Raw genomic sequence first — 26,559 nt, 5'->3', positions numbered from 1 at the left:
GGCGTCCAAGTGCGGGAAGATCGCCGTAAACCACCTAGGCGCCATGCGCTGCGTACAACCCTGAGCCGCGCTGCAGCGGTCGAACAGTCACATGGTCTGCTCCAGCAGTACGCCAGAACAGTGCCGCTCCAGCTCCAGCGCCTTCAACACAAAAAAGCCGCTCTTTCGAGCGGCTTTTTCTCTAGCAGCGACCAATCGCAACGATCAATCAACCGTAGCCGGCAACAGGCGCTCCGGTTCCGGATGCGCTTCGACCACCAGTTCGCCATCCTTGACGTCGATATTGACGCGGCCACCTTCCACCAGCTTGCCGAACAGCAACTCGTCGGCCAGCGGGCGCTTGATCTTCTCCTGGATCACGCGCGACATCGGGCGCGCACCCATCAGCGGATCGAAGCCATGCTGGGCCAACCAGTCGCGCGCGGTCGGCGTGGCCGACAGCGACACGTGCTTTTCCTGCAACAGCATTTCCAGCTCGATGATGAACTTGTCCACCACACGCAGGATGTGGTCGAAGCCCAGCGGCTGGAACTGCACGATCGCATCCAGACGGTTGCGGAACTCCGGCGTAAAACCGCGGCGAATCGATTCCATCGCATCGGTGGAATGATCCTGCTTGGTAAAGCCGATCGAACGACGCGAGGCCTGCGTGGCACCGGCGTTGGTCGTCATCACCAGGATCACGTTCTTGAAGTTCGCTTCGCGCCCGTTGGTATCGGTGAGGATGCCGCGGTCCATGACCTGCAACAGGATGTTGAAGATGTCCGGATGCGCCTTCTCCACCTCGTCAAGCAGCAGCACGCAGTGCGGCGTCTTGACGATCTTCTCGGTCAGCAGACCGCCCTGATCGAAACCGACATAGCCCGGAGGCGCACCGATCAGACGACTGATCGAATGCGCTTCCATGTACTCGGACATGTCGAACCGCACCAGCTCGATGCCCAATTGCAGCGCGAGCTGCTTGGTGACCTCGGTCTTGCCCACACCGGTCGGGCCGGCGAACAGGAAGTTGCCGATCGGCTTCTCCGGATTGGCCAGGCCCGAGCGCGCCAGCTTGATCGAGCCAGCCAGCGTTTCGATCGCCGGGTTCTGCCCGAAGATCACCATCTTGAGGTTGCGCTCCAGATGCTGCAGCACGTCCTTGTCGGTCGCGCTGACCTGCTTGGCCGGAATACGCGCCATCTTGGCCACGATGGTCTCGATCTCTTCGATGTCGATGAGCTCCTTGCGCTGCCCTTCGGGCAACAGACGCTGGCGCGCACCGGCTTCGTCGATCACGTCGATCGCCTTGTCCGGCAGCAGACGGTCGCCGATGTGCTTGACCGACAGATCCACCGCCGCCTGCAACGCGTCGTCGGCATAGGTCACGCCGTGGTGCGCTTCGTACTTGGGCTTGAGGCCCTGCAGGATTTCGAAGGTTTCACCGACGGTCGGCTCGACGATGTCGATCTTTTGGAAGCGGCGTGCCAGGGCACGGTCCTTCTCGAAGATGCCGCGGTATTCCTGGAACGTGGTCGAGCCGATGCAGCGCAGCTCGCCCGACGCCAGTGCCGGCTTGATCAGGTTGGAGGCGTCCATGGTGCCGCCCGACGCCGAGCCCGCACCGATGATGGTGTGGATCTCATCGATGAACAGCACCGCGTTCGGCACCTTCTTCAGCGCCGTCAGCACGCCCTTGAGGCGCTTTTCGAAGTCGCCGCGGTACTTGGTGCCAGCGACCAGTGCGCCGAGGTCGAGCGAGAAGATCACCGCGTCAGCCAGCACTTCCGGCACGTCGGCATCGACGATGCGCTTGGCCAGGCCTTCGGCGATCGCGGTCTTGCCCACGCCGGCCTCGCCCACGTACAGCGGGTTGTTCTTGCGGCGGCGGCACAGGACCTGGATGGTGCGTTCGATCTCGTCCGCACGTCCGACCAGCGGGTCAATCTTGCCGTTGCGGGCATGATCGTTCAGGTTGGTGGCGTACTCGGCCAGGGCATCGCCCTTGCCTTCGCCCTCGCCCGCATCGCTCTTGGGTTCACCATCGGAGGCGGACGGCTGCTCGCCGTCTTCACCCAGCTTGGCGATGCCGTGGGAGAGGTAATTGACGATATCCAGGCGGGTGATGTCCTGCTGATTCAGGAAGTACACCGCATGTGAGTCTTTTTCGCCGAAGATCGCCACCAGCACATTGGCGCCGGTGACCTCCTTCTTGCCGGAGGACTGCACGTGGTAGACGGCGCGTTGCAGCACGCGCTGGAAGCCCAGGGTGGGCTGCGTGTCGCGGCCATCGTCCTCGGCCAGGCGCGAGACCGAGGCCTCGATCGCCTGTTCCAGGTCAGTGTGCAGACGCACCTGGTCCGCACCGCAGGCCTTCAAGACGGCTTGCGCGGAGGGGTTGTCCAGCAGCGAGAGCAGCAGGTGTTCGACGGTCATGAATTCATGCCGCGCCTCACGGGCTCGCTTGTAGCACTGGCCGATGGTTTGCTCTAGGTCTTTGCTGAACATTGGTAACTCCGAACGGCTGTTGCCAACAATATGCGGCTTTTGTTGGGATTTTCCACAACCCTATCGGATAGGCATGTTCAGATGGCGTTAGCACGCCATTGCAGCGACACCGTTGCACTGCTGGAATGATCCAGCCAGACCGCTCAGGCCTGCTCCATCGTGCACAGCAGCGGGTGCTGGTTCATGCGCGAGAATTCGTTGACCTGGGCCACTTTAGACTCGGCAACCTCGCGGCTGTAGACGCCGCAGACGCCGCGCCCGCGCGTATGGACATGCAGCATCACCTGGGTGGCGCGCTCCAGATCCAGGTTGAAGAACTGCTGCAGCACGGTCACCACGAAGTCCATCGGGGTGTAGTCATCATTCAGCAGGAGCACCTGGTAGCGCGGCGGTGGCGCCACTTCGGGCTTGCTGGTTTCAACCACTAGGCCGTGGTCGTGTTCGGAGGTCTTACGAGGCATCCGGCCATTATACGGTCCTGCGCCCTCCGCATTGGACGATTTGGCCCCGCGCCCGCACAATTTGCGCCTGTTCTCCGGCCGGCCACTGATGACGTCTTCCCACACTGCGTTGCAATGGCACGCTCCGCGGCGCACTGCGCTGCTGCCGGCGTCCGCATTGGCGGCATGCAGTATTGCACTGCGCCGCACTGCGGATGCCGCACCTAGCGCCCGCTGCGATCGGTGGACGGCGCTTGTTTCCTGTGCGGCGCGGATCAATCTCCAGCCTGCCACTTCCTGGACCCGGTGACTGATGACGCTTCAAGAAACCCGCTGGCATCCCGATGTCACCGTGGCCACCGTGGTGGTCAGTGACGGCCGCTTCTTGCAGGTGGAAGAATCCATCGGGGGGCGCCTGCTGTTGAACCAGCCCGCCGGGCATCTGGAGCCGGACGAAAGCCTGCTGCAGGCGGCCGTGCGCGAGACCCTGGAGGAAACCGGCTGGGACGTGCGCCTGACGCAGTTCATCGGGACCTACCAATGGGTAGCGCCCACCGGGCAGTGCTTCCTGCGCTTTGCCTTCGTCGCCGATGCCCTCGCCCATCATCCCGAACGCAGCCTGGACACGGGTGTGGTGCGCGCGCTGTGGATGACGCCCGAGGAACTGCGCGCTGCCAGCGATCGGCTGCGCAGCCCGCTGGTGTGGGAGGTGGTGGCCGACTATCTAGCCGGGCAACGCCATCCGCTGGCGCTGGTACGGCACGTCGCATGAGCACACCGCGGACCATCGTAGGGGTGTCGGGCGGCGTGGATTCGTCGGTGGCGGCGTGGAAGCTGGCCCAGGACGGCGAGCCGATCGCCGGCCTGTTCATGCAGAACTGGGCCGACGATGGCAGCGGCGACTGCCGTGCCGAGGACGACCGGCGCGATGCGGTGGCTGTCTGTGGCGTGCTGGGTATTCCCTTTCATTTCCGGGATTTCTCCGGCGAGTACTGGAGCGGCGTGTTCGAGCATTTTCTCGCCGAATACGCGGCCGGACGCACGCCGAACCCGGACGTGCTGTGCAACCGCGAGGTCAAGTTCAAGCACTTCCTGGAGGCTGCCCAGGCGCTGGGCGCCGAGCGGATCGCCACCGGCCACTACGCGCGCGTGGCGCATCTTGGCGGGCGCTGGCGGCTGCTGCGCGGCGCCGACCGCAACAAGGATCAGAGCTACTTTCTGCACCAGTTGGGCCAGAGCCAGCTGGCAGCCACGCTGTTCCCGATCGGCGAGCTGGAAAAGAGCGCGCTGCGCCGCATCGCCCAGGACGCCGGCCTGCCGACGCATGCCAAAAAGGATTCGACCGGCATCTGTTTCATTGGCGAACGCGACTTCCGCGAGTTCCTGGGCCGTTATCTCCCCGCCCGCACCGGCGAGATCCGTGACCCGCAGGGGCAGCGGATTGCCGAGCATCCGGGGGTGTTCTATTTCACCCTGGGCCAGCGCGAAGGCCTGAATATCGGCGGCGTGCGTGGGCGAGCCGCAGCGCCCTGGTACGTGGTGGGCAAGGATGTGGGCAGCAACGTGCTGTATGTGGACCAGGACCGTGACAGCCCGCTACTGCAGTCGCGTTGGCTGCAGTCCGAGCAGGCGCACTGGGTCACCGGCGCACCGCCGGCGCGCAGTTTCAGCTGTACCGCGCAAACCCGCTACCGGCAGCCGGATGAGCCCTGCACCGTCACCGTCCAGGACGACGGCACGCTGCAGGTGAACTTTGAGCGGCCGCAACGCGCAGTGACGCCGGGGCAGTCGCTGGTGTTGTACGACGGCGAGGAATGCCTGGGCGGTGCGGTCATTGCCGCCACCGATGCGCCGCTGGAACGCCAGCTGGCGGGATCTTCTTTTTCTTCCGAGGTAGTGGCTTGATGAGTTCTTCCATGGATCACCGTGTGCTGGCGCTGGCCGGCGTCGCTCAGGCCTTGCAGCAGGTGCGGCGGATCGCCGAGACCGGGCATTCGGAAGCGGCAACGGTTCGCACTGCCGTGGACAGCGTATTCCGGGTGGACGCCGCAACGCCCGAGGGCGTGTATGGCTCCTCGGCCGATGTGGCGCCAGGCCTGCGCCTGCTGCACAACTATTTCACCAACCAGGGCAAGGACGACATGCTGCCGCGGCTGGCCCTGGCGGTGCTGCAACTGGAGCGGCGCTTCGTGCGCGACCATTCCACGGTCGAGACCGTCTCCAAGGGCATCGAGGCGGCCGCCCGCCAGGCCCAGAACTTGGGCGACAGCGCGCACCCGGATGTGCTGAGCGCGCTTGGCGCCCTGTATGCGCAGACCATCAGCCACTTGCGCCCCAAGGTCATGGTGCAGGGCAACCCGCACTACCTGGGCCAGGCCGGCGTGGTCGCCGAGATCCGTGCGCTGCTGCTGGCCGCGGTGCGCTCGGCAGTGCTGTGGCGGCAGATGGGCGGCAGCCTGTGGGATTTCCTGTTCGCCAAGCGTGCCATGATCGATGCGGTGGCACGCGCGCTGCGTTGATGGCGCAGGCCGCCTGATGGCGTGAGACACGCGCAGGCAGTGGGCACACAGGTGTGATGCGGTTGAATGGCGTGCAGCGACGTGGTGATCGTCGCTAAAGACAAAGGGGGTACGGCCGATACAGCAACCGTGACTCTGCCGAGAACGCCCATGTATTCACGTCCACTTATCCGTCTGGCCGCCCCTTTGGCCCTGACCTTGCTGTTTCCCTTCGCCGTTGGATTCGACTGGCCCGCTTCGGTGCGCTGGGCGATCCTGGTGACCATGACCCTCAGTTGGTTGGGTTTCGCTGCCTGGGTGACATATTCCCAGTTCCGGCGTAATCCGGACCAGATCCGCATCCTGCGCGAGCAGGACCAGCTGCTCAACGAACTGCGTACGTTCGTCAGCAATGAAGTCGACGGTTCGCGCTCCGAAGTGGAACGCGCCCGTGAACTGATCCGCCAGGCCGTGTCCGGTCTTGGTGGCAGCTTCGAGTCGATGAACCGCAAGTCGCGCCAGCAGAGCCAGGCATTGGCCCGCATCGTCGACCGTGCCGGTGACGACGGCAGTGCCGGCGTCGACGTGGCCCGCTTCGCCCAGCACGCCAGCTCCCGCATGGAGCAGTTGGTGGAAGCGCTGGAACAGGTCAGCGGCCAGAGCACCAACACGGTGCACCACATCGACGAGATGGCCCAGCACCTGGACGGCATCTTTGCGCTGCTGGAAGACGTCAAGTCGATCGCTGACCAGACCAACCTGCTGGCCTTGAACGCCGCCATCGAAGCAGCGCGTGCCGGTGAAGCCGGTCGTGGCTTCGCGGTGGTCGCCGACGAGGTGCGCAACCTGTCCGAACGCTCCACTACCTTCAACGAACAGATCCGCAAGCTGGCACACAGCTCCAAGGAATCGATCGCCAAGGTACGTGAAACGGTCTCGCAGCTGGCCTCGCGTCACATGGACCGCTCCCGCGAGGCGCGCCATGAATCAGCCGCGATGCTGGAGAACGTTGCGCAGATCAACGCCTCGTTGGGCGATGGCATGCGCGAGATCTCCGAGTGCGCACGCTCCATCGATGGCAGCGTGGCCGAAGCGGTGCGTGCCCTGCAGTTCGAGGACATCGCCACGCAGACGCTGAGCGGTATCCACACCCACCTGGATCGCCTCACCGCGATCAACCGCGAAGCCACGGCGCTGCAGGAACTGCTGCATCGCAATGGCGGCGTGTACGACAGCGACCTGGTTGCGTCGCTGGCCAAGGTGTCCAGCCGTCTGCGCGACATGCGTGTGGAGTGGGAACGCCCGCCGCACAAGCCGGTCGCACAGCAGGGCATGGGCGCTGGCACGGTCGAGTTGTTCTGAGACCGATGCCACGCACCGCCTGATCCCGACATTCCCCGGTCTTCCCGGGGATTTGTCGTTCCGCACGACCCTTCGATACGCCACGACCATGACCCTTTCCGTCTCGCTCCCAGAACCGCGCACCGATGTCGCTCTTGCGGCGGCCGCTGCCACCGCAGCGGCGCAGGCCGAGCGCATCGCCCACAGCGAGGCTGCCCGCCCCGCGCTGCGTAGCGTGCGCCTGCCGGCCGCGCTGGAACAGTTGGAGCGTGCTGCCCGTGCGGAAGTACGGGCAATGCAGCACCCACGCCGCAGCTGCAGCGAAGAAGAACTGCTGTTCGCGACCGTGGCTTGGGATATGGGCCTGGATGGCGCCGCTGTCGGCGTGTCTGCACGCTGACGGTTGCACGACGGCGGGGCGTTCCTCGGCAGGCGCCCCGCCGGTTGTTTTCAATGCCCGACATTGAGTGCTTCTGCATCAGACCGTGCCACCAGGCTTGGGTCTGAGCACACAGCACCATTTGATGCAGCACCAGGGTGAGTTCTCCCCTGCCCGTCTGCGCGATGTCTTCTATGACGTCTACGGCTTCGACTAATGCACCGATCAGCTGATCTGCGGCTTGGCTGCTAGATGGTTGCTCGCCCAGCATCGTTAGGTACGCCATGAATCCTCCGATAGAGGATCAATGGGGCATTGTTCTTCATGCTGCTGGGTTGCTCTGCAGCGACCGCGCGCCTTCAGATCGCGCGACTGATAGCGAGCAGGGAACGATCGAGTTTGCTGCGGGGCCCTTGCCGGCCCACCATTGCGGGACACGCCGTGAATCCGTCCATGGAGGCTCTTATGCGGCATCCATGCCGCATAAGGTCCCGCAACGGTGGGCCGGCAAGGACCATTCAAGTTTGTCGGTTTGCAAGTCAAAAGCATGCGTGACGCGCTATTTCGGTACTTAGAGCGGCTAACAAAACGTAGCGAGCAGCCGTCAGGTGGGTGCGGACGGCGCGGAGGAACCGGAGTGTACGTGGGTACATGCCGATTCCGAGCACCGGCCGCGCCCGCCTTGCGGCAGCGCAGCAGTTTTGATAGCTGCTCTTAGGCGCTAGCTCAAGGTCCGACGTCATCTCGAAGAAGAAACAGCTTTTTCATGGGCCACCAACCAACTTTCTGGTGCGGTGTCCTCGCCGCTTGCGGGACCATGTGGCGGCATGGATGCCGCCACTGAGCCTCCACGGACGGATTCACGGCGTGTCCCGCGAGCGGTGAGGGCGCCGCGCACTCCACTCACTGAGCTTTTGACGTGGGCGCCACTGCACCTAAAGAGCGCTACTGCTCGACTGGCGGCGTGTGCATTTGGTGAGTGCGGCGAGCAGATAGCTCAGTTACAGCGCCTGATCCGCAGCCTGGCTGCAGGGCAAGCGACCGCGTGCCGCGGGAAACGCCGGAAGTCGTAAAGGCTCGTGCATTCAACGCACTGGGCTTTTGACCTGGGCATTGGATTACACACGACGCCTAGACCAGGCCATGCCGCAGAGTGCGTCAGCTGGCGATGACCAGGCGTGCGCCCAGGCGCATGCCGGCTTCGGCTTCGCGCAGCCATTGCGCCATGTCGCGCGGCGAGAGCGGGCGCGAATAGAAGTAACCCTGGATTTCGTCGCACCCCTGCTGACGCAGCAAGGCATCTTCCTGCACGGTTTCCACGCCCTCGGCGACCACCTGCATGCCGAGCGCATGGCCCAGATGCACGATCGCCTGCGTGACTTCGGCCGTGTTGGCATCGTCGAGCATGCCCTGCACGAAGCTGCGGTCGATCTTCAGCCGCTGCACGGGGAAGCGGTTGAGGTAATGCAGGTTGGAGAAGCCGGTACCGAAGTCGTCAACCGCGAGCAACACGCCGTTCTGTTCGAACAATTCGAAGCAACGGCGCAGTGAGTCCGAATCGCGGATCAAGGCTGATTCGGTCAATTCCAGCTCCAGCCGTGCCGGCGACCAGCCGTTGTCGCGGCAGATTTCCAGCACGCGCTCGGCAAAGCCGCGCTCGCGCAGCTGCACAGCAGACACATTCACCGCGATGCGGCTGAAATGGAGGCCGGCGCGGTCCCACACCACGGCCTGGCGGCAGGCTTCGCCAATCACCCACTCGCCCAGGCGCACGATCTCGCCGCATTCTTCCGCAATCGGGATGAATTCGGCCGGGCTGCAGGGACCATGGCCGGGGCGATTCCAGCGCATCAGCGCTTCGATCGCCGGCGAGGTATCGCCCACCGTGTTGACCAGCGGCTGGTAGACCAGAGTGAATTCTTCGCGCTCCAACGCGCCATGCAGCGCGTGCTCGAGCTCCAGGCGGCGCTGCGCGCGCAGCAGCACATCCTGGCTGTAGTAATGGAAGGTGTTGCGCCCGGAATCCTTGGCCGCATACATCGCCGCATCGGCGGCGCGCAGCAGGCTGTCGAAATCCGACAGGCCTTCACCCTGCAACGCAATACCGATGCTGGCACCGAGCTTGAGGGTGACGTGGTCCTTGCGCAGCGGCTCGCCCAGCGCGCTGATCAGCTTACGTGCCACATGGCCAGCGTCTTCTGGCTCGGAAAGATCGCGCAGCAGCACGATGAACTCGTCGTCGCTGAAGCGGCCAAACAGATCGCTGTTGCGCAAATGCTGGTGCAGGCGCGAGGACGCGAGCTTGAGCAGGTTGTCGCCGGTGGCATGGCCGAACGAATCGTTGATGCTCTTGAAGCCATCCAGGTCGATCAGCAGCATGGCCATCACCTGGCCACGCTCATGTGCTTCGCGGATGGCGTTCTCGGCCTGTTCGCGCAGCAGGAAGCGGTTTGGTAGACCAGTCAGGCGGTCGTAATGCGCAAGCAGTTCGATGCGCTCATTGGCTTCGCGTTCGCGACTGACATCGCGGAACAGCGCCACATACCGCGGCGGCAAGCCTTCGCGACGGTCCAGCTCGATCAGCACCTGCACCCACACCCGTTGCCCGGAGTTGCGGTAGAAGCACAGCTCCAGCTGTTCCGGCAGCCCACCATCGACGATGCGCAGCAAAGCCGCTTCGAAGGCGTCGCGCGAATCCTGGGTGTACAGCGACAGCGCCTGCTCCAGGGTGATGTTTTCCTTGCGCAAGCCATGGATGCGATAGCACTCCTCGGTCCACTGCATGCGCCGGGTATCCACCTCGATCTCGCAGCCACCGATCTTGCCCAGCGCAGACACGCGGTTGAGCAACTCGGTACGCCAGCGGATCAGGGCGTCGGTCTGCCGTTGCTCGGTTACGTTTTGCAGCTGGCCGAGCACGCGCACCAGTGCGCCGTCGCCGTCGAACACCGGCTGTGCCCAGACGCGTAGATGATGTGGATTGACCCCGAGCCGGCCGTTGATCTCCAGCTCGAAATGCACCGGCATCCCTTCGTGCTTGATCTTGCGCCAGGCGCTGCGCAGGTGTGCCACGGACGGGCCGGCCAGCAGGCGCAGGATGTCGCGCACGCTGTGCAGCCGCAGGTCCGCCAGGCCAAGCTGCTGCAGGAAGTCCTGCGACACCCACAGCTGGTCCTTCAAGGTGTCCCAGCCCCAGCTGCCCATGCTGGCAATACGCTGGGCTTCTTCGAGCTGGGCCTGCTGCTCGCGCAGCTGCTGCTCGAGCAATTTATGGTGATGCACGTCGGTATGCGTGCCGACCATGCGCAACGGGCGACCGTCGGAGGTGCGCGATACCACGCGGCCGCGGTCCAGGATCCAGCGCCACTGGCCATCGTGCTGACGCAGCCGGAACTCGGCGACATAGGTATCGGTGCGCCCGTCCAGATGCGCCTGCACGGCCGCGCTGACTTGCGCATGGTCGTCAGGATGGATCAGCCCGGACAGGGCGGTGAGATTGTTCGGCAGCGGCTGTTCGGAGTAACCCAGCATGCGGGTCCAGCGTTCGGAGCGGTACACCACGTCGGCGGCGATGTCCCAGTCCCAGAGCCCGTGGTCGGCGCTGTCCAGGCCGATTTCCCAGCGGCTGGTGCCGTCGGCGCCCAGTGGCTCGGGAATGCTCAGGGTGAAGGCCATGACCTGGCCCTGCTCGTCGCAGACCGCGCGCAGCCACCCTTCCAGGCGCCCACCACCACTGCCCGGCAGCACGCACGCCGCCATGCCGCCGCTTTCGGCGATCTGGGCACGGCTGCTTTCCAGCACTTCGGCGTATGCGCCAAGGGTTGCCGGCAATCCGAGGGATTGCGCGACGCGGTTGGCCGCCAGGGGCTGGCCATGCGCATCCAACAACACCACCGCTGAGGTCAGCGGGTGCTGAAGCATGCTTGCGATGACGCCTGAGTCCACTCTGGAGCACTCCGAAGGTCGACCCCTGCCTCGGAGTCGCAATGGATAGCGGCCGTCTGGCGGATTAGTTGAGGCAGCCTTTCGCTGGCCGGCCGTGCCAGGCCGAGTTACGGCTAAGATGGCCGCATTGCCCGCTCCATGAGGTCGTCCGCGGACCATGCACCAACACGTTGCCGCGCCGGTGTTTTCTTCTGCTCCCGTGTCCCGACTTCGCCTCGCCGAGCGCCTGCAGCGCGGCCTGTGGACGCTCACCGGCCTGTATCTGCTGGCGGGCGTGGTCTGGCTGCTGCTGGGCAACCGCATGCTCGACCTGGCCGGCGCGCCCCAGCCCGAGCGCTGGTCCGATGCCGGCTTCCTGCTGATCTCAAGCGTGGTGATTCATCTGGTGCTGCGCCGCTTTGCCCAGCAGATCGTGGAAGAACACGGCGAGCTGGCGCAATCCGAGGCCCTGTTGCAGGCCAAGTTCCACGCCCTGCCCAGCCCGGCCTGGATCTATGACCTGGCCACCTTGCGCATTCTCGATGCCAATCCGGCCGCGCTGGAATTCTTCGGCTGGGAGCGCGACGCCCTGCTGGAGCAGACCATCCACGCGATCTGGCCGGATGCCGATGCCGGCCGGCTGGAAGAGATCGTTGCGCAGATCCGCACCAAGGGCGATGACACCTGTGCGCTCACCGAAGACCTGCTGACCCGCAGCGGCCTGCGCCATGTGGAGATCCGCAGCAACCAGCTGCACCTGGCCAGCGGCCCGGCGCGGCTGGTGGTGACCGTGGACCGCAGCGAGGAGCGCCAGGCGCAACAGCTGCGCGACGAGGCGCTCAACCGTCTGGAAGAAGCCCAGGCCATCGCCCGGGTGGGCTCGTGGGAACTGGACCGCGCCACCAGCGTGGGCCGTTATTCGCCTGCGGTGTACCGCCTGCTGGGGCGCAGTGTGCCGATGCATCGGCGCGACCATCGGCTCGAAGAGCTGCTCACCGCCTCCGACACCGCGACCCAGGCGCGCATCGTGCGCATGATCGAAGACATGTGTACCGGCGGTGAGGTGCAGATCGACGTCCTGCTGCCGCTGGTCGGCGGCGACTCGCAGCCGCGCACCGTGCACCTGCGTGCGGAGAGCGTGACCACCCCGACCGGCGCGCGGCACATCCACGGCACGCTGCAGGACGTGACCGAACGTGAGCAGTCACGCCGCCTGCTGCGCGAGCGCGAGGAGCAGTTCCGCGAGCTGGTGCGGGTGTTGCCGGATGGCGTGCTGATCCTGGCCGACGAACACGTGATGTACGCCAACGCCGCCGGTTCGGCGCAGTTCGGCTTCCAGGGCGAAACCATCCTGGGCGAACCGCTGCAGACCCTGGTTGGCGATGCCGATCTGCCGGTGGTTCGCGAGTACCTGCGTGCCGGCAGCGATCGCAATGAGCCGGTGTCCAGCGCCCGGGCGATGCGCCGGCGCGACGGCAGTACCTTTTACGCGGGGCTGTCGGCCGGTGACATCCGTTATGGCGGGCGTGACTGCAAGTTACTGGTGGTGCGCGACCTGAGCGAGCCCGAGCGCATGCGCGATGCATTGGCCGAAAGCAATGCCGAACTGCAAGCAATGGCCAAGCGGCTGTTCTCGTTGCAGGAAGACGAACGCCGCGCCATCTCGCGCGACCTGCACGACGACATCGGCCAGGCGATCACCGCGATGAAGTTATCCGCGCACGCCGCACTCGATGAAGCCGACCCGGTGGCGCGCCGCGAGGACCTGCAGGAGATCGTCTCGCTGGCAGACAGCACCGTGACCAAGCTACGCAATCTCTCGATGCTGCTGCGGCCGCCGCAGCTCGATGCATTGGGGCTGGAAGCGGCATTGCGTTGGCAGGCATCAATGCTGTTCCGCGCCTCGCAGGTGCGGCTGGAGCTGGATATCCAGGCCCTGGACGAGCGGCCGGGCAACGAGATCGAACAGGCCTGCTTCCGTATTGCGCAGGAAAGCCTGACCAATGCGCTGCGGCACGCCTGCGCGGGCGAAGTGCGGATGAGCCTGCAGTCGATCGACGGCAACGGCTTTCGCCTGGAAGTCAGCGACGATGGCGACGGGTTCGAACCGGAAGGTCCGCGTGGTCTGGGGCTGATCGTGATGCGTGAGCGTGCGCAAACCGTCGGCGGTGCGCTCGCGATAGAATCGGCTCCCGGAGCAGGCACGCGCGTGACGTTGCGCCTGCCCTATCACCCGGTCGGCGAGTCCGTCCCTGAAGATGGTGGACGCTGATTCATGTGGAGCCCTGTGATCCCGCCCGGACTGGAAATCGTCAAGCCGACCCGTCTGGGCGCGGGAAACCCTGAATTACTGCATCTGGTGGATGCCGCCGCCTCCGGTGGCCCGCCGCTGATGATCTTCCACATCGACATCGACCACTTCGCCTCGATCAACGAGAACATGAGTGGCGAGGTCGGCGACCAGGCGTTGACCCTCACCGCACGCCGGCTGCAGGAATTCCTGGGCACGCGCGGCAAATTGTGGCGACACGGTAGCGATGAAATGATCGTTGTGGCGGTGCGGCGCGAAGACACGCCACTGCCGGAAGACTTTGCCGAAGAGATCCGCCAGCAGCTGGAATTGCCGCTGTCGGTGTTGCCGTACACGTTATTCATGACCGGCAAGGTCGGCATCAGCCTGTGTCCGGAACATTCCACCTCGCTCTCCACCCTGCTCGACTACGCCGAAGAAGCCAGCTACCAGGCCGCGCGCGAAGGCGGCAATACGGTGCGCCTGTACACCCGCAATTCGGCCACCAATGCGCATAGCGAAAGCATCATTGCGCGGCAGATCGTCGATGCCATCCCGCATGGCGAACTGCGGCTGCGTTACCAGCCACTGGTGAGCGCGCGCGATGGCCGCATCGTCGGCATGGAGGCGTTGCTGCGCTGGCAATCGCCCACGCTGGGCATGCTGGTGCCGGAGCGCTTCATGCGCACCGCCGAGCGGCTGGGCGTGATCGTGCAGATCGGCGAATGGGTGCTGCAGAACGCGGTACGCCAGGCACGGCTGTGGCGCGACCAGGGCTTTGACGATTTCAGCATTGCGGTGAACGTCTCCACGTTGCAGCTGCTGCGCCCGGGCTTCTTCAACGAAGTCATGGCCATGCTGCAGACCGCCGGCGTGCCGGCGCAGTTCGTGACGCTGGAGATCAACGAAAGCGCGTTGACCAACAACGTCAACTTCGTCCACGAGACGATGGCCAACCTGCGCAACGAAGGCATCAGTCTCAGCCTGGACAACTTCGGCACCGGCGACTCCAGCCTCAGCGCGTTGGTGCGCTACCCGGTAGACCGGCTGAAGATCGACCGCAGCTTCATCAAGAGCGCACCGGCCGGCAGCCGTGAGGCCGCGATCGCGCGCGCCATCATTGCGATGGGCCATCAGCTGGGCATGACGGTGATCGCCAACGGCGTGGAATCGCAGGCGCAACTGGGGTTTTTGCGGCGCAATGACTGCGACATCTTCCAGGGCTATCTGTTCGGTGAGCCGATGTCGGCCGAGTCCGCCGGCATGGCGCTCCGCCGCCGCTATCTGCGCCCGGAATCGTTCGCCGAAAGCCGCCCCGACCGTACCTTGCTGTTGCTGGACGACGAAGAGAACGTGCTGCGCTCGCTGGTGCGGCTATTCCGCCGCGACGGCTACCGGATTCTGGCGGCTGGCAACGTGCGCGACGCCTTCGACCTGCTGGCCACCAACGATGTGCAGGTGATCCTCTCCGATCAGCGCATGAGCGACATGAGCGGCACCGAGTTCCTGGGCCGGGTCAAGATGCTCTACCCCGACACCGTGCGCCTGGTGCTCTCCGGCTACACCGACCTGGCCACGGTCACCGAAGCGATCAACCGCGGCGCGATCTACCGCTTCCTCACCAAGCCCTGGAACGACGACGAGTTACGCGAGCACATTCGCCAGGCATTCCGCACGCATGACGAGTTGCGGAACGGCCGGGAATAGGGAATCGGGAGTGGGGAATCGGTACAAGCGGTGCGCGTGCTCCGTTTGTTTCCGTGTGGAATGAGCACCTCCGGGCAACGAAGCATCAGCGACGCCGCTCTATCGATTCCCCATTCCCGATTCCCCATTCCCAGCGCGAAGCGCTACCGCGGCTGCCGCACCGGCAACACGATCCGGAAGCTTGCGCCCTGCCCCGGGACGCTTTCGACGTCGATGCGGCCGTGGTGCTTGTTGATGATGCCGTAGGAAATCGATAGGCCCAGGCCGGTGCCGCTGCCGACCGGTTTGGTGGTGAAGAACGGGTCGAAGATGCGCTGCAGCAGGTCCGGGGCAATGCCGGCGCCGCTGTCCTGGAATTGGATCCAGACGTTTTCCGCCTCGTCGCGGCCGGTGGTCACGGTGATCGTGCCGCGCTCGACAATGGCCTGCCCGGCATTGAGCAGCAGGTTCATGTAGACCTGGTTGAGCTCGGATGGCAGGCATTCCACCAACGGCAGCTCGGCGTAATTGCGCTCCAGGGTGACCTTGTACTTGAGCTCGTTCCAGATGATGTTGATCGTGGATTCGAGACCGGCATGCAGGTCCACCATCTTCCAGGACTCGGAACGGTCCGAGTACGAGAAGTCCTTGAGGTCGCGCACGATGCGGGTCACGCGCTCGATACCCTCGCGTGATTCGGCCATCAGCTGCGGCAGATCGCGGCTGATGAAGTCGATGTCGGCGCGGTTGCGGATCTCGTCGATTTCGGGGATCAGCGCTTTCGGATCCGGCGCCTGCAAGGCGCGTTCGTAGGCTTCGATCAGGGTGAACAGGCTGCGCAGATATTCCTGCAGGCTGCCCAGGTTCGAGTGCACATAGCCGATCGGGTTATTGATCTCATGCGCAACGCCGGCCGCGAGCTGGCCGATGGAGGCCATTTTTTCGGACTGCAGCAGTTTGTCCTGGGCGCCGTTCAAGCGCAGATAGGCCTGGCGCAACTCGGCATGCCGCTGTTGCAGCTCGCGCTCGTAGTCCTGCTGGCCTTCGATATTGTGGAACAGCGCCAGAAAATGCCCGACGCCCTGCTCCTCGTTGTAATACAGATGCGCAATCACCACCCGGTCGCTCACCGGCAGGCTACCCGTCCAGGTGCCCTTGCTACGCGCCTGGTTGAGCGCATCGGCCGGCAATACCTGCGAGATCCGCTCACCGAGATTGCGGTCGTCGGTGGGATCTTCCTTGCACAGGCTCTGTCGCGCGATTGCGTTGGCCATGATCAATTGGCCGTCGGCGCGGAACAGCAACACACCCTCGAGCATCTGATCGCCGAAGGCGCGCAGCATGGCCGAGGAAGGCAACAACGTCTGATTGAGAAAGAACTTGGCAGTCACGGGACGAGGCAGCGTAGAGGACGCCTCAATATACGCCGAACCCGTGACCGGCCGTGTTGCCGAATGCGGCGTGGCGCTCAGGCCACCGCGAGCGAGCGGCCGGCGCGCAACACGCTCGATTGGCCATTGGCGTCGTAGGACGGTGCGCTTTCGGTCCGCCCCAGATGCCGCAGTGCCCAGTTCACCTCACGGCGCCGGCGTGCCAGCAGCGCGCCATTGGCGCGGTTGGCTTCGGCCAGTTCGCGCAGACGCTCTTCCTGGCCTTCGGGCATCTGCACTTCGAGCGCGCGCAGTGCCGCCAGCTTGTCCTGGGTGTGCCGCATCAGGCTTTCGATGTCGTGCTCGATCAATGCCTGCCGTTCGCCGGCCAGCGCATCGCTGAGACGTTGCAGGGAATCGTTCACGTTCATCCTTTGGCCGGCAATTAGCCCGCCAGTTGCTGGTTCAGATCCATCATGCGGCTGGCGATGGCATCCGGGTTGATGGAATAGCTGCCGTTCTGCAACGCTTCCTTCACCGCCTGGACGCGACCGGTGTCGATCGCCGAGGACTGCGAAAGCTCGCGCTGCAGCGCTTGCAGGTTGGTCGCCTCGCCGGTCAGCTTGACGCTGTCGGTGGGCGGTGTTGCGGCAACGGGTGACGCGCGGTCTTCTCCAGCGGAGGCAATCTTGCTGCCCACGGTGGCGGTACGAAGAGTCGCTGCGGTCGGTAGATTGCCTTCGATTTTCTGGCTCATGTCAGGAACTCCTCTACAGGTCGTAGGGGATAACGGCAGCCAGAAAAAAAACTTTATAGAAAATTTCTATCTGGACACCACCACGGTACCGCTCGCTTCAACAATGCCCTGAACGACCCGGCGTGAGGATGAATTCTCCACCGAGACACGCTCGTTCTCACCAGCGTCGGACAGCGCGCGACCGCTCATGCGCACCTCCAGCCCACCATTGCGCGACACCAGTGGCACCGTGTCGCCACGCCGTACCAGCCGCGGGGTGACCAGGTCATTGGCCGACAACAGCGTGCCAGCCGGCAGGATGCGGCGGGCGGTCTTGCCCACCGCCGTAGCCGGGTCGGCCAGGACCGCACCGACGATCCGCGCGGCATCGCGCTTCTCGATGCTGATATCGGCCAACGAGATGGTTTCTCCAGAGGTGATGCCGCGACGCAGGACCAGCACATCCTGGTTGCGCCGCACCTTGAGCGGCACGAACAGGCGCCAGCCGGCCGGCTGCGGGCACGCCACTTCCACCGTATTGGTACCGGTGGGCTGGGCCTGCAGCGCGATCGGGCACGCCGGCATGCGCAGGCCGGGATCGAGCGTAGCCTCGGCTTCGGCATCCGGGCCCACGGTGGCGAGCGCGGCGGCACGGATCGAATCGACGGACTGGTAGCCATCGGCCCAGGCCGGGGAAGACACCAACAGGATGACAAGCAGGAGCAGGCGCATGGGACCAGATCCGGAAGAAGACGCGGAAGACCTTGCAAGCTGTGTGCCGTTTTCTGGGGAATCGGGAGTGGGGAATCGGGAATCGCAAAAGCCGGGCGGCGCATCGGATACCTCAAGTATGTGGACCGCCCGTCGATTGGTAATGGGGACGGACCGATGGCCTGTCAGACGATTCCCGATTCCCGATTCCCGATTCTCCATTCCTGCTCAAGTTATTGCGCACCCCTGTCGATATCTGCCCCATGACCCACGATCTGCTCAACCGCATCGACCAGCGCACGCGTCTGGCTGGCCACAATCGACTGGCCCTGCTGCTGTTTCGGCTGGGCGGCCGACAGCTTTTTGGCGTGAACGTCTTCAAGGTGCAGGAGGTGCTGCGCCGGCCGGAACTGTTCCAGGTGCCTGGCCTGCCGACCGAGTTCGCCGGCGTTGCCGACGTGCGTGGGCGCTCGGTGCCGGTGCTGGACTTAGGCCTGGCCATTGGCCACCCGGAGCGCGACCCGCATGGCGACAACGGGCCCGGCTACCTGGTGGTGGCCGAGTTCAACCGCTCGGTGCAGGGCTTTCTGGTCAGCGGGGTGGAACGCATCGTCAATATCGCGGTGGAAGATATTCACCCGCCGCCGGAACTGGGCGCTGAAGCCACTTATTTGACGGCGGTGACGCGATTCCAGGGTGAGCTGATCCAGGTCATCGATGTGGAAAGCGTGCTGGCCGACATCGCCAAGGTCAGCAAGGACGTGCAGCTGGATCCCGGGCTGCAGCTGGTCACCTCCGACCGGCAGTTCCAGGTGCTGGTGGTGGACGACTCACGCGTGGCACGCCAGCAGATCCGCAGCGTGCTCGACCAGTTGGGCGTGGCGGCAACGCTGCTCTCCGACGGCCGCCAGGCGCTGGATCACCTGCTGCAGGTGGCCGCATCGGGCGAAAACCCGGCCGAGCGCTACGCCATGGTGATCTCCGATATCGAGATGCCGGCAATGGACGGCTACACGCTGACGACGGAAATCCGGCGCACGCCGGGCCTGCAGGGCCTGTACGTGCTGCTGCACACCTCGTTGTCGGGCGTGTTCAACAACGCCATGGTCGAGCAGGTGGGCGCCAACGCCTTCGTGGCCAAGTACAGCGCCCACGAGCTGGCCGATTACGTGCTGGCCCGCCTGCGCGTGGTGGCCGAAGCCGCCTGATCCTGCTCGATCCGGCAGCCCTGCCCGCCTAAGCGTGCAGGCCTGACGGGATTTCCCCCGTCTGAGATTCCCTCCGAATATGCTGCTGCCCAAACGGGCGGCCATACGCCTGCGCAAGCGCCGCAAGGGTTTGGCTGCGGCTGGCCCTCGCACACGCACCTTCTTCTATTAGCGATCAGCCACTTCCCTGGATGGCTTCGCCTGCTTGCGGGCAATGGGCTCGGCAGATTAGCCGCGTTGCGCTCTGGCCAGCCTTAAACAAGAACGCGGCAAAGCCCGCTGCCCCGTCTCCGCGCCTGGCCCTGCCGACGACGACACGGCCCATGCCCCGCGGCCCACCGCTTGCAATGCCAAGCGACCCCAGCGGCGACGCCCAGGCCCCCCTGCCCGGCCCCACCAGCACGGCGCCCAGGATCTGGCACAAACATTGCTTCTTCCCTGGCAACCTTCCACGGGAGAACACCGTGTCCAGTCCCTTCACCTCCTTCCTAGGCATCCACGGCGACGCGCTCACCTTGCGCGAGCAGCGGATGAAGCTCATTGCGAGCAATCTGAGCAATGTGGACACCCCTGGCTACAAGGCCAAGGATCTGAACTTCGAAGCGGCATTGAAGGCGGCAGAAGGCGTCCGCGACGGCGGCCTGATGCAGGCCACCGATGCCAAGCACTACGAGATCGGCAGCACCGCCGGCCTCAACCCGTTTCAGATCACCCGCGAAGCCGACCAGCCCAGCCTGGACGGCAACACCGTCGATCCCGATGCAGAACGCGCCGCCTACGGCCGCGCCGCGCTGGAATACCGCGCGTCGCTGAGCTTCCTCGAATCCAAGGTGCGCTCGATGCTCACCGCGATCACGGGCCAATAAGTCATGAGCAATCTCCCGATTTTCGATGTCGCCGGTTCTGCGCTGCACGCGCAGTCGGTGCGCCTGAGCACCATCGCCTCCAACCTGGCCAATGCCGACTCGGTCGCGGGCTCGGCGGAAGCGACCTACAAGCCGATCGAGCCGATCTTCCAGGCGCAGCAAAACCGCCAGGACCCCAGCCTGACCTCGGTGAACGTCAAAGAGATCACCACCACCAACGCGCCACCGATCCGCCGCTATGAGCCCGGGCACCCGCTGGCCGACGCCGACGGTTACGTGTTCTCGCCCGACGTGGACCCGGTCTCGCAGATGGTCAACATGATTTCCGCCTCGCGTAACTACCAGGCTGGCGTGGAAATGCTCAACACCGCCAAGGAACTGGCGCTCGCCACCTTGACCATGGGTCGCTGACCCTTCCTTACGGACCATTCCAGATGAGCACGATCGGCAGTGACCTTTACAACAGCCTTGGGCTGACGACCAGCAGCAAGGTCGCCAAGAAAGAGGACGCGCTCGGCCAGGCCGACTTCCTCAAATTGATGACCGAGCAGCTCCAGCACCAGGACCCGCTCAAGCCAATGGAAAACAGCGCGTTTCTGGGCCAGCTGGCGCAGTTCTCCACCGTGCAGGGCATTGGCGACCTCAATACCAAGGTCGGCAATTTCTCCGATTCGATGAACAGCGATCAGGTACTCAAGGGTGCCGCGCTGGTGGGCCACAACGTGTTGGTGCCCTCGGCGCAGGTGGCGATCGATGCGACCGGCTCGGCCAAGGGCGTGGTCGCCGCGACCTCGGCCGGCTTCGTCAATTTCGAAATCACCGATGCCAACGGCACCTTCGTCAAACAGCTCAGCGTGCCGGCCAGCGCCGCCGGTGAGGTGTCGTTTGCCTGGGATGGCACCGACGCCAACGGCAACCGCATGGCCGCCGGCAAATACGGCATTACCGCCACCCAAACCGACACCGCCGGTGCCAAAAGCAAACTGGCCACCTACGTGGACGCACCGGTGGACAGCGTCACGATCGGCTCGGACGGGCTGTATCTCAACCTGACGGGGCTCGGCACCTCCCCGCTCGCCAACGTGCTCCGCGTCAGCTGAGCCGGCAACCGCCACTTAAAGGAACTCATCCATGGCTTTCAATACCTCGTTGTCCGGCATCAACGCAGCCAATGCCGATCTGAACGTCACCTCCAACAACATCGCCAACGTCAACACGACTGGTTTCAAGGAGTCGCGCGCCGAGTTTGCCGACATGTTCCAGAGCACCAGCTACGGCCTGTCGCGCAATGCAGTGGGTTCGGGCGTGCGCGTCAGCAATGTGGCGCAGCAGTTCTCGCAGGGCAATATCGACCCGACCGGGCGCAGCCTGGATCTGGCGATCTCCGGCGAAGGCTTCTTCGCTGTGTCCTCCAACGGCGCCAAGATGTACACCCGCGCCGGCAACTTCCAGACCGATGCCAACGGGTATGTGATCAACCCGCAGGGCGCACGCCTGCAGGTATTCGCGCCCAATCCCAGCGGTAACGGCTTCGACGTCGGTCGCCTGTCGGACCTGCAGCTGCTGACCACCGACAGCCCGCCCAAGTCGACCTCCACGGTCAACCTGGCCTTCACCCTGCCCGGCAACGCCACCGCACCGACGGTGACCCCGTTCAACCCGGCCGACGACAAGACCTACAGCCACTCCACCGGCGGCATCAATGTCTATGACTCGCTGGGCGTCAGCCACGTGCAGACTTCCTACTTCGTCAAGACCGCCAACCCGAACGAGTGGCAGGTGCACAACTACGTGGATGGCTCGGCTGTTGGCGCGCCGACCACGCTGCAGTTCTCCGACACCGGCTCGCTGACCACGCCGGCCAACGGCATCGTGGCGATGGACCCGTTCACCCCGAGCACCGGCGCCGGCGTGCTGAGCATGCAACTCAATGTCAGCGGTTCCACCCAGTACGGCGAAGCCTTCGCGCTGCGCGATACGCGCCAGGATGGCTACGCCAGCGGCAAGCTCAACGAGATCAGCATCGACACTAGCGGCGTAGTGTTTGCGCGGTACTCCAACGGCGCCGACAAGGCGTTGGGCCAGGTCGCACTGAGCAGCTTCGTCAACCCGCAAGGCCTGCAGTCGCAGGGCAACAACATGTGGGCCGAAAGCTACACCTCCGGCGCCGCCCGCACCGGCGCACCGGACACCTCGGACCTGGGCCAGATCGAATCCGGCTCGCTGGAAGCCTCCACGGTGGACCTCACCGAGCAGCTGGTGAACATGATCGTGGCCCAGCGCAACTTCCAGGCCAACTCGCAGATGATCTCGACCCAGGATCAGGTCACCCAGACGATCATCAATATTCGTTAAGAGCTGGGAATGGGGAATCGGGAGTAGGGAATCGTAAGAGCAAGCATCTCGTGCATCGGATGCCGGCCTTACCCCCTTCTCCCAGTCTCCAGCAATCCCGCTTTTGCAATTCCCGATTCCCGGTGCCAAATGGACAAAGCCCTCTACGTTGCAATGACCGGTGCCCGCGCTTCGCTGCAGGCGCAGAGCACCGTGTCGCACAATCTCGCCAACGTCGATACGGTGGGTTTCAAGGCCGCGTTGGCCAACACCGAGGCATTCCAGATCCGGGGCAAGGGGTATCCGTCGCGGATCGATGCGCTGCATGTGGACCAGGGCTTCGATCGCAGCCAGGGCCATCAGAAGGTCACCGGCAACCCGCTGGATGTGTCGTTGCAGCAGGACCGCTGGCTGGCGGTGCAGTCGCCGGACGGCAGCGAGGCCTACACCCGCAATGGCGAATTGGCGCTCACCGCCAATGGCCAGTTGGTCACTGCCAACGGGCACGCGGTGCTGGATGAAGGCGGCAACCCGATGACCATCCCGCCGCACCAGGCGATGGAAATCGGCAGCGACGGCAGCATCTCGATCATTCCGCAGGGCGAAGGCCCGCAGACCATGGCCATCGTCGGCAAGATGAAGGTGGTCGATGCGCCCGCCGACCGTTTGATGCGACGCCCGGACGGGTTGATGCGCAATACCAGCACCGACCCGGCGCAGGCATTTGCGGTGGCCACCGGCAAGACCGTCAACAGCGGCATGCTGGAAGGCAGCAATGTGGATGCCGCCGGCGCGCTGGTGGAGATGATCCAGCTGCAGCGTCAGTTCGAAATGCAAGTCAAGATCATCAAGAACGGCGACGACAACGCACAATCGGCCAATTCGATGATGCGTCTGAACGGCTAAACTTGGCTCACTCTGTGGCTTTGCTGCAGAGCGCTTGCCCGCCCACCGTCGCGGGACACGTCGCAAGTACGTCCCTGCACTCTTTTTTGAACGGCTAAAAGTGGCTCAATCTGTGCCTTGGCTGCGGGGGTCCTTGCCCGCCCACCATCGCGGGACACGCCGCAAGTACGTCCCTGTAGGCTCTTACGCGGCATCCATGCCGCGTAAGGTCCCGCGACGGTGGGCGGGCAAGGACCAGTGGAGATGGTCGGTGTGCATTGCTTTCAACAAAGCGACCAGCAATCTTTCTGGTGCGGTGCCCTCGCCGATTGCGGGACCGTGTGGCGGCATGGATGCCGCCACCGAGCCTCCACGGATGGATTTACGGCGTGTCCCGCGAGCGGTGAGGGCGCCGCGCCCTCGACCGACCCAGCGTTTGACCTGGCTTCTGACTGCATCCAACAAGATGCAGCCAACGAAACCACTGCGCTCCTCGTCAGCGAGCCCCGCTACGTTCTGTTAGCCGCTCTGATCTGACCGGCAACCGATCTACCGCGCCTGATCTGCCGCGCAGATTTCCACCACTTCCGCCTAGCCGCGACCTACCCGCCGCCAGCCCTGCCTCGCGAAGGCCGCCGCGCCCCCTCCGCGTGATCCAGCGCACAGCCGGCAAAAATCCGGCGCGGGTTTGGCACGGCACGTGCATATACCCAGCCGTGCCCGGAACACATCCCCGGGTCTAACGAGGAATCGGGTCATGAATCAGGCTTTGTGGGTCGCCAAAACCGGACTGGATGCGCAGCAGACGCGCATGTCGGTCATTTCCAACAACCTGGCCAATACCAATACCACCGGCTTCAAGCGCGACCGTGCCGCGTTTGAAGACCTGCTGTATCAACAGGTGCGTGCGCCGGGTGGTTCCACCTCCGCGCAGACGCAGCTGCCCACCGGCCTGCAACTGGGCACCGGTGTGCGCGTGGTCTCCACCTTCAAGGGCTTCGACCAGGGTAGCCAACAGCAGACCGGCCGCGCGCTCGACGTGATGGTCAACGGCCGCGGCTTCTTCGAAGTGCAGATGCCCGACGGTACGTCCGCGTACACCCGCGACGGCACGTTCCAGATCAATGCGCAGGGCGAAGTGGTCACCAACAGTGGCTACCCGCTGCAGCCGGGCATCCAGGTGCCGGAAGGCGCGCAGTCGCTGACCATCGGCAACGACGGCACCATCAGCGTGACCCTGGCCGGCCAGGCCGCCGCGCAGGAAATCGGCGCGTTGACGCTGACCGACTTCATCAACCCCTCGGGCCTGCAGGCCAAGGGCGAGAACCTGTTCGTCGAAACCACCGCCTCCGGCCCCGCGCAGAACGGCACCCCCGGCCTCAATGGCCTGGGCACCACCGTGCAGGGCGCGCTGGAAGGCAGCAACGTCAATACGGTGGAAGAGCTGGTGAGCATGATCGAGACGCAGCGCGCCTACGAAATGAATGCCAAGGCCATCTCCACCACCGACTCGATGCTCGGTTACTTGAACAACAACGTCTGATCGGCTCGCCGCTCGTCGCCCTCTCAGGAACTCACGCCATGTCCCGCCTGCCCTCTCTTTCCTCCCTGTGCCTCGCCATCGCCTGCAGCGCGCTGCTGGGTGGCTGCGTGGCAGCCGGCGACGTGCGGCCGTTTGCCGAACTGGCGCCGATCGTGCCGGTGGTTGCGCCGGTCGCGCAGCCCACCGCCGGTGCCATCTATGCCGCCGGCCCGAGCCTGAATCTCTACGGCGACCGCCGCGCACGCGATGTCGGCGACCTGCTGACGGTGAACCTGGTGGAAAACACCACCGCCTCGTCCACCGCCAACACCAGCATCAGCAAGGCCGACACCGTGGACATGAGCACGCCGACCCTGCTGGGTGTGCCGCTCACCGTCAACGGCATCGACGTGCTGCGTAACTCCACCAGCGGCGACCGCAGCTTCGATGGCAAGGGCAATACCGCGCAGAGCAACCGCATGCAGGGCAGCGTGACCGTCACCGTGATGCAGCGCCTGCCCAACGGCAATCTGGTGATCCAGGGCCAGAAGAATCTGCGCCTGACCCAGGGCGATGAGCTTGTGCAGGTGCAAGGCATCGTGCGCGCCGCCGACATCGCACCGGACAACAGCGTGCCGTCGAGCAAAGTGGCCGATGCCCGCATCGCCTACGGCGGCCGCGGCGCGATCGCGCAGTCCAACGCGATGGGCTGGCTGAGCCGCTTCTTCAATTCCCGTCTGTCGCCCTACTGAGCCTGCGACCATGAATCTGTCTTCCCTGCCCTTCCGTCTGCTCGCTGCCGCTGTCGCGCTGTGCGCGATCGCCGCACCGGCATCGGCCGAACGCATCAAGGATCTCGCCCAGGTCGGCGGCGTGCGCGGCAACGCGCTGGTCGGTTACGGCCTGGTGGTTGGCCTGGATGGCAGCGGCGACCGCACCAGCCAGGCGCCTTTCACCGTGCAGAGCCTGAAAAACCTGCTCGGCGAGCTGGGCGTCAATGTTCCGGCGAACGTCAACCCGCAGCTGAAAAACGTCGCGGCCGTGGCCATCCACGCCGAGCTGCCGCCGTTCGCCAAGCCCGGCCAGCCGATCGACATCACCGTCTCCTCGATCGCCAATGCGGTGTCGCTGCGTGGCGGCTCGCTGCTGATGGCACCACTGAAGGGCGCCGACGGCCAGGTCTATGCCATGGCCCAGGGCAACCTGGTGGTGGGCGGCTTCGGCGCCCAGGGCAAGGACGGCTCGCGGGTGTCGGTCAATATTCCCAGCGTCGGCCGGATTCCGAACGGCGCCACGGTGGAACGCGCGCTGCCGGACGTGTTCGCCGGCAGCGGCGAGATCACCTTGAACCTGCACCAGAACGACTTCACCACCGTTTCGCGCATGGTGGCGGCGATCGACAACAGCTTCGGCGCCGGTACCGCGCGTGCGGTGGATGGCGTCACCGTCTCGGTGCGCTCACCGACCGACCCCAGCGCCCGCATCGGCTTGCTGGCGCGCCTGGAAAACGTCGAACTCTCGCCCGGCGATGCGCCGGCCAAGGTGGTGGTCAATGCACGCACCGGCACGGTGGTGATCGGCCAGCTGGTGCGGGTGATGCCGGCGGCGATCGCGCATGGCTCGCTCACCGTGACCATCAGTGAAAACACCAATGTCAGCCAGCCGGGCGCCTTCAGCGGCGGCCGCACCGCGGTCACTCCGCAGTCCACCATCACGGCCACCTCCGAAGGCAGCCGCATGTTCAAGTTCGAAGGCGGCACCACGCTCGATCAGATCGTTCGCGCGGTCAACGAAGTGGGTGCGGCTCCCGGCGACCTGGTCGCCATTCTCGAAGCTCTGAAGCAGGCTGGCGCGCTGACGGCGGAGCTAGAGGTGATCTGAC

The 26,559-nt window shown here is 64.8% G+C and carries 23 protein-coding genes and 1 other RNA gene; 16 read left to right on the top strand and 8 right to left on the bottom strand.

The features are described 5' to 3' along the window. Nucleotides 1–204: 204 nt before the first annotated feature. Nucleotides 205–2,487 carry an ATP-dependent Clp protease ATP-binding subunit ClpA gene (gene clpA / locus ACD584_RS13510; protein ID WP_012438364.1) on the bottom strand — a complete coding sequence of 761 codons (2,283 nt, stop codon included), beginning with the start codon at nucleotides 2,485–2,487 and terminating at the stop codon, nucleotides 205–207. Between the two features lie 143 nt (nucleotides 2,488–2,630). Next, a complete protein-coding gene (gene clpS, locus ACD584_RS13505; RefSeq protein WP_076036917.1) occupies nucleotides 2,631–2,948 on the bottom strand; it encodes an ATP-dependent Clp protease adapter ClpS in 318 nt (105 codons plus the stop codon). Nucleotides 2,949–3,240: 292 nt separating this feature from the next. Here clpS and ACD584_RS13500 point away from each other — a divergent pair, with 292 nt between their 5' ends. From ACD584_RS13500 to ACD584_RS13480, 5 genes are all read left to right on the top strand, one after another. Then, nucleotides 3,241–3,699 (top strand): NUDIX hydrolase, encoded by a 459-nt coding sequence (locus ACD584_RS13500; protein ID WP_076036916.1) that lies wholly within the window; start codon nucleotides 3,241–3,243, stop codon nucleotides 3,697–3,699. Next, the gene (gene mnmA, locus ACD584_RS13495) at nucleotides 3,696–4,832 is read left to right on the top strand and encodes a tRNA 2-thiouridine(34) synthase MnmA (protein WP_011037128.1); all 1,137 of its coding nucleotides are present in this window, start codon (nucleotides 3,696–3,698) and stop codon (nucleotides 4,830–4,832) included. Before ACD584_RS13500 ends, mnmA begins: the two co-directional genes overlap by 4 nt. Beyond that, the gene (gene hflD / locus ACD584_RS13490) at nucleotides 4,832–5,446 is read left to right on the top strand and encodes a high frequency lysogenization protein HflD (RefSeq protein WP_076036915.1); all 615 of its coding nucleotides are present in this window, start codon (nucleotides 4,832–4,834) and stop codon (nucleotides 5,444–5,446) included. The genes mnmA and hflD overlap by 1 nt, the downstream gene beginning before the upstream one ends. Before the next feature lie 150 nt (nucleotides 5,447–5,596). Further along, complete coding sequence (locus tag ACD584_RS13485) at nucleotides 5,597–6,787, top strand: methyl-accepting chemotaxis protein (protein WP_011037126.1); 1,191 nt, start codon at nucleotides 5,597–5,599, stop codon at nucleotides 6,785–6,787. An 88-nt stretch (nucleotides 6,788–6,875) separates the two neighbouring features. Further along, a complete protein-coding gene (locus ACD584_RS13480) occupies nucleotides 6,876–7,166 on the top strand; it encodes a hypothetical protein (protein WP_042599048.1) in 291 nt (96 codons plus the stop codon). 557 nt (nucleotides 7,167–7,723) lie between these two features. On the opposite strand, the gene ACD584_RS13475 is transcribed toward ACD584_RS13480, so the two are convergent. After that, nucleotides 7,724–7,798: non-coding RNA, sX9 sRNA (locus tag ACD584_RS13475), on the bottom strand. Between the two features lie 505 nt (nucleotides 7,799–8,303). Next, nucleotides 8,304–11,090 (bottom strand): EAL domain-containing protein, encoded by a 2,787-nt coding sequence (locus tag ACD584_RS13470; RefSeq protein WP_016945287.1) that lies wholly within the window; start codon nucleotides 11,088–11,090, stop codon nucleotides 8,304–8,306. A 157-nt stretch (nucleotides 11,091–11,247) separates the two neighbouring features. Between ACD584_RS13470 and ACD584_RS13465 the strand changes: the two genes are divergently transcribed. Continuing rightward, on the top strand, nucleotides 11,248–13,341 hold the full coding sequence (locus tag ACD584_RS13465; protein ID WP_076036913.1) for a PAS domain-containing sensor histidine kinase: 2,094 nt from the start codon (nucleotides 11,248–11,250) through the stop codon (nucleotides 13,339–13,341). A gap of 3 nt (nucleotides 13,342–13,344) precedes the next feature. Further along, nucleotides 13,345–15,066 carry an EAL domain-containing protein gene (locus tag ACD584_RS13460; protein ID WP_011037122.1) on the top strand — a complete coding sequence of 574 codons (1,722 nt, stop codon included), beginning with the start codon at nucleotides 13,345–13,347 and terminating at the stop codon, nucleotides 15,064–15,066. Nucleotides 15,067–15,209: 143 nt separating this feature from the next. On the opposite strand, the gene ACD584_RS13455 is transcribed toward ACD584_RS13460, so the two are convergent. The 4 genes from ACD584_RS13455 to flgA form a co-directional block, all read right to left on the bottom strand. Beyond that, the gene (locus tag ACD584_RS13455; RefSeq protein WP_011037121.1) at nucleotides 15,210–16,436 is read right to left on the bottom strand and encodes an ATP-binding protein; all 1,227 of its coding nucleotides are present in this window, start codon (nucleotides 16,434–16,436) and stop codon (nucleotides 15,210–15,212) included. Nucleotides 16,437–16,513: 77 nt separating this feature from the next. Next, nucleotides 16,514–16,846, bottom strand: a complete 333-nt coding sequence (locus ACD584_RS13450) for a hypothetical protein (protein ID WP_011037120.1) — start codon at nucleotides 16,844–16,846, stop codon at nucleotides 16,514–16,516. 14 nt (nucleotides 16,847–16,860) lie between these two features. Next, a complete protein-coding gene (gene flgM / locus ACD584_RS13445; protein ID WP_011037119.1) occupies nucleotides 16,861–17,172 on the bottom strand; it encodes a flagellar biosynthesis anti-sigma factor FlgM in 312 nt (103 codons plus the stop codon). Between the two features lie 66 nt (nucleotides 17,173–17,238). Continuing rightward, a complete protein-coding gene (gene flgA, locus ACD584_RS13440) occupies nucleotides 17,239–17,883 on the bottom strand; it encodes a flagellar basal body P-ring formation chaperone FlgA (protein WP_076036912.1) in 645 nt (214 codons plus the stop codon). Nucleotides 17,884–18,125: 242 nt separating this feature from the next. On the opposite strand from flgA, the gene ACD584_RS13435 reads away from it, so the two are divergent. The 9 genes from ACD584_RS13435 (at nucleotide 18,126) to ACD584_RS13395 (ending at nucleotide 26,558) form a co-directional block, all read left to right on the top strand. Continuing rightward, nucleotides 18,126–19,070 (top strand): chemotaxis protein, encoded by a 945-nt coding sequence (locus ACD584_RS13435; protein ID WP_011037117.1) that lies wholly within the window; start codon nucleotides 18,126–18,128, stop codon nucleotides 19,068–19,070. A gap of 464 nt (nucleotides 19,071–19,534) precedes the next feature. Further along, a complete protein-coding gene (gene flgB, locus ACD584_RS13430) occupies nucleotides 19,535–19,936 on the top strand; it encodes a flagellar basal body rod protein FlgB (protein WP_011037116.1) in 402 nt (133 codons plus the stop codon). Nucleotides 19,937–19,939: 3 nt separating this feature from the next. Continuing rightward, nucleotides 19,940–20,347 carry a flagellar basal body rod protein FlgC gene (flgC, locus tag ACD584_RS13425; RefSeq protein WP_002813454.1) on the top strand — a complete coding sequence of 136 codons (408 nt, stop codon included), beginning with the start codon at nucleotides 19,940–19,942 and terminating at the stop codon, nucleotides 20,345–20,347. Nucleotides 20,348–20,370: 23 nt separating this feature from the next. Then, nucleotides 20,371–21,036 carry a flagellar hook capping FlgD N-terminal domain-containing protein gene (locus ACD584_RS13420; RefSeq protein WP_011037114.1) on the top strand — a complete coding sequence of 222 codons (666 nt, stop codon included), beginning with the start codon at nucleotides 20,371–20,373 and terminating at the stop codon, nucleotides 21,034–21,036. A 31-nt stretch (nucleotides 21,037–21,067) separates the two neighbouring features. After that, a complete protein-coding gene (gene flgE, locus ACD584_RS13415) occupies nucleotides 21,068–22,291 on the top strand; it encodes a flagellar hook protein FlgE (protein ID WP_014507705.1) in 1,224 nt (407 codons plus the stop codon). Nucleotides 22,292–22,420: 129 nt separating this feature from the next. Next, entirely contained in the window at nucleotides 22,421–23,176 is a 756-nt protein-coding gene (gene flgF, locus ACD584_RS13410) for a flagellar basal-body rod protein FlgF (RefSeq protein ID WP_050911507.1), read from the top strand. Between the two features lie 736 nt (nucleotides 23,177–23,912). Next, nucleotides 23,913–24,698, top strand: coding sequence for a flagellar basal-body rod protein FlgG (flgG, locus tag ACD584_RS13405; protein ID WP_005994332.1), 786 nt, complete (start codon nucleotides 23,913–23,915; stop codon nucleotides 24,696–24,698). A 38-nt stretch (nucleotides 24,699–24,736) separates the two neighbouring features. Continuing rightward, nucleotides 24,737–25,429: a flagellar basal body L-ring protein FlgH gene (flgH, locus tag ACD584_RS13400; RefSeq protein WP_011037111.1), complete on the top strand. Its 693-nt coding sequence runs from the start codon at nucleotides 24,737–24,739 to the stop codon at nucleotides 25,427–25,429. A gap of 10 nt (nucleotides 25,430–25,439) precedes the next feature. Beyond that, nucleotides 25,440–26,558, top strand: coding sequence for a flagellar basal body P-ring protein FlgI (locus tag ACD584_RS13395; RefSeq protein WP_050912238.1), 1,119 nt, complete (start codon nucleotides 25,440–25,442; stop codon nucleotides 26,556–26,558). Nucleotide 26,559 lies beyond the last annotated feature (1 nt).

Source organism: Xanthomonas sp. NCPPB 2922 (assembly GCF_041520885.1).
GTDB classification, from domain to species: Bacteria; Pseudomonadota; Gammaproteobacteria; order Xanthomonadales; family Xanthomonadaceae; genus Xanthomonas; species Xanthomonas campestris.
The sequence above is the reverse complement of the archived record's forward strand: the minus strand, read 5'-3'. Positions and strand labels throughout refer to the sequence as shown.

What these genes read in the sequence shown, in the direction of transcription:
- clpA (WP_012438364.1), bottom strand. Translation starts at nt 2,487, where the DNA reads ATGTTCAGCAAAGACCTAGAGCAAACCATCGGCCAGTGCTACAAGCGA.
- clpS (WP_076036917.1), bottom strand. Translation starts at nt 2,948, where the DNA reads ATGCCTCGTAAGACCTCCGAACACGACCACGGCCTAGTGGTTGAAACC.
- ACD584_RS13500 (WP_076036916.1), top strand. Translation starts at nt 3,241, where the DNA reads ATGACGCTTCAAGAAACCCGCTGGCATCCCGATGTCACCGTGGCCACC.
- mnmA (WP_011037128.1), top strand. Translation starts at nt 3,696, where the DNA reads ATGAGCACACCGCGGACCATCGTAGGGGTGTCGGGCGGCGTGGATTCG.
- hflD (WP_076036915.1), top strand. Translation starts at nt 4,832, where the DNA reads ATGAGTTCTTCCATGGATCACCGTGTGCTGGCGCTGGCCGGCGTCGCT.
- ACD584_RS13485 (WP_011037126.1), top strand. Translation starts at nt 5,597, where the DNA reads ATGTATTCACGTCCACTTATCCGTCTGGCCGCCCCTTTGGCCCTGACC.
- ACD584_RS13480 (WP_042599048.1), top strand. Translation starts at nt 6,876, where the DNA reads ATGACCCTTTCCGTCTCGCTCCCAGAACCGCGCACCGATGTCGCTCTT.
- ACD584_RS13465 (WP_076036913.1), top strand. Translation starts at nt 11,248, where the DNA reads ATGCACCAACACGTTGCCGCGCCGGTGTTTTCTTCTGCTCCCGTGTCC.
- ACD584_RS13460 (WP_011037122.1), top strand. Translation starts at nt 13,345, where the DNA reads ATGTGGAGCCCTGTGATCCCGCCCGGACTGGAAATCGTCAAGCCGACC.
- ACD584_RS13450 (WP_011037120.1), bottom strand. Translation starts at nt 16,846, where the DNA reads ATGAACGTGAACGATTCCCTGCAACGTCTCAGCGATGCGCTGGCCGGC.
- flgM (WP_011037119.1), bottom strand. Translation starts at nt 17,172, where the DNA reads ATGAGCCAGAAAATCGAAGGCAATCTACCGACCGCAGCGACTCTTCGT.
- flgA (WP_076036912.1), bottom strand. Translation starts at nt 17,883, where the DNA reads ATGCGCCTGCTCCTGCTTGTCATCCTGTTGGTGTCTTCCCCGGCCTGG.
- ACD584_RS13435 (WP_011037117.1), top strand. Translation starts at nt 18,126, where the DNA reads ATGACCCACGATCTGCTCAACCGCATCGACCAGCGCACGCGTCTGGCT.
- flgC (WP_002813454.1), top strand. Translation starts at nt 19,940, where the DNA reads ATGAGCAATCTCCCGATTTTCGATGTCGCCGGTTCTGCGCTGCACGCG.
- ACD584_RS13420 (WP_011037114.1), top strand. Translation starts at nt 20,371, where the DNA reads ATGAGCACGATCGGCAGTGACCTTTACAACAGCCTTGGGCTGACGACC.
- flgE (WP_014507705.1), top strand. Translation starts at nt 21,068, where the DNA reads ATGGCTTTCAATACCTCGTTGTCCGGCATCAACGCAGCCAATGCCGAT.
- flgF (WP_050911507.1), top strand. Translation starts at nt 22,421, where the DNA reads ATGGACAAAGCCCTCTACGTTGCAATGACCGGTGCCCGCGCTTCGCTG.
- flgG (WP_005994332.1), top strand. Translation starts at nt 23,913, where the DNA reads ATGAATCAGGCTTTGTGGGTCGCCAAAACCGGACTGGATGCGCAGCAG.
- flgH (WP_011037111.1), top strand. Translation starts at nt 24,737, where the DNA reads ATGTCCCGCCTGCCCTCTCTTTCCTCCCTGTGCCTCGCCATCGCCTGC.
- ACD584_RS13395 (WP_050912238.1), top strand. Translation starts at nt 25,440, where the DNA reads ATGAATCTGTCTTCCCTGCCCTTCCGTCTGCTCGCTGCCGCTGTCGCG.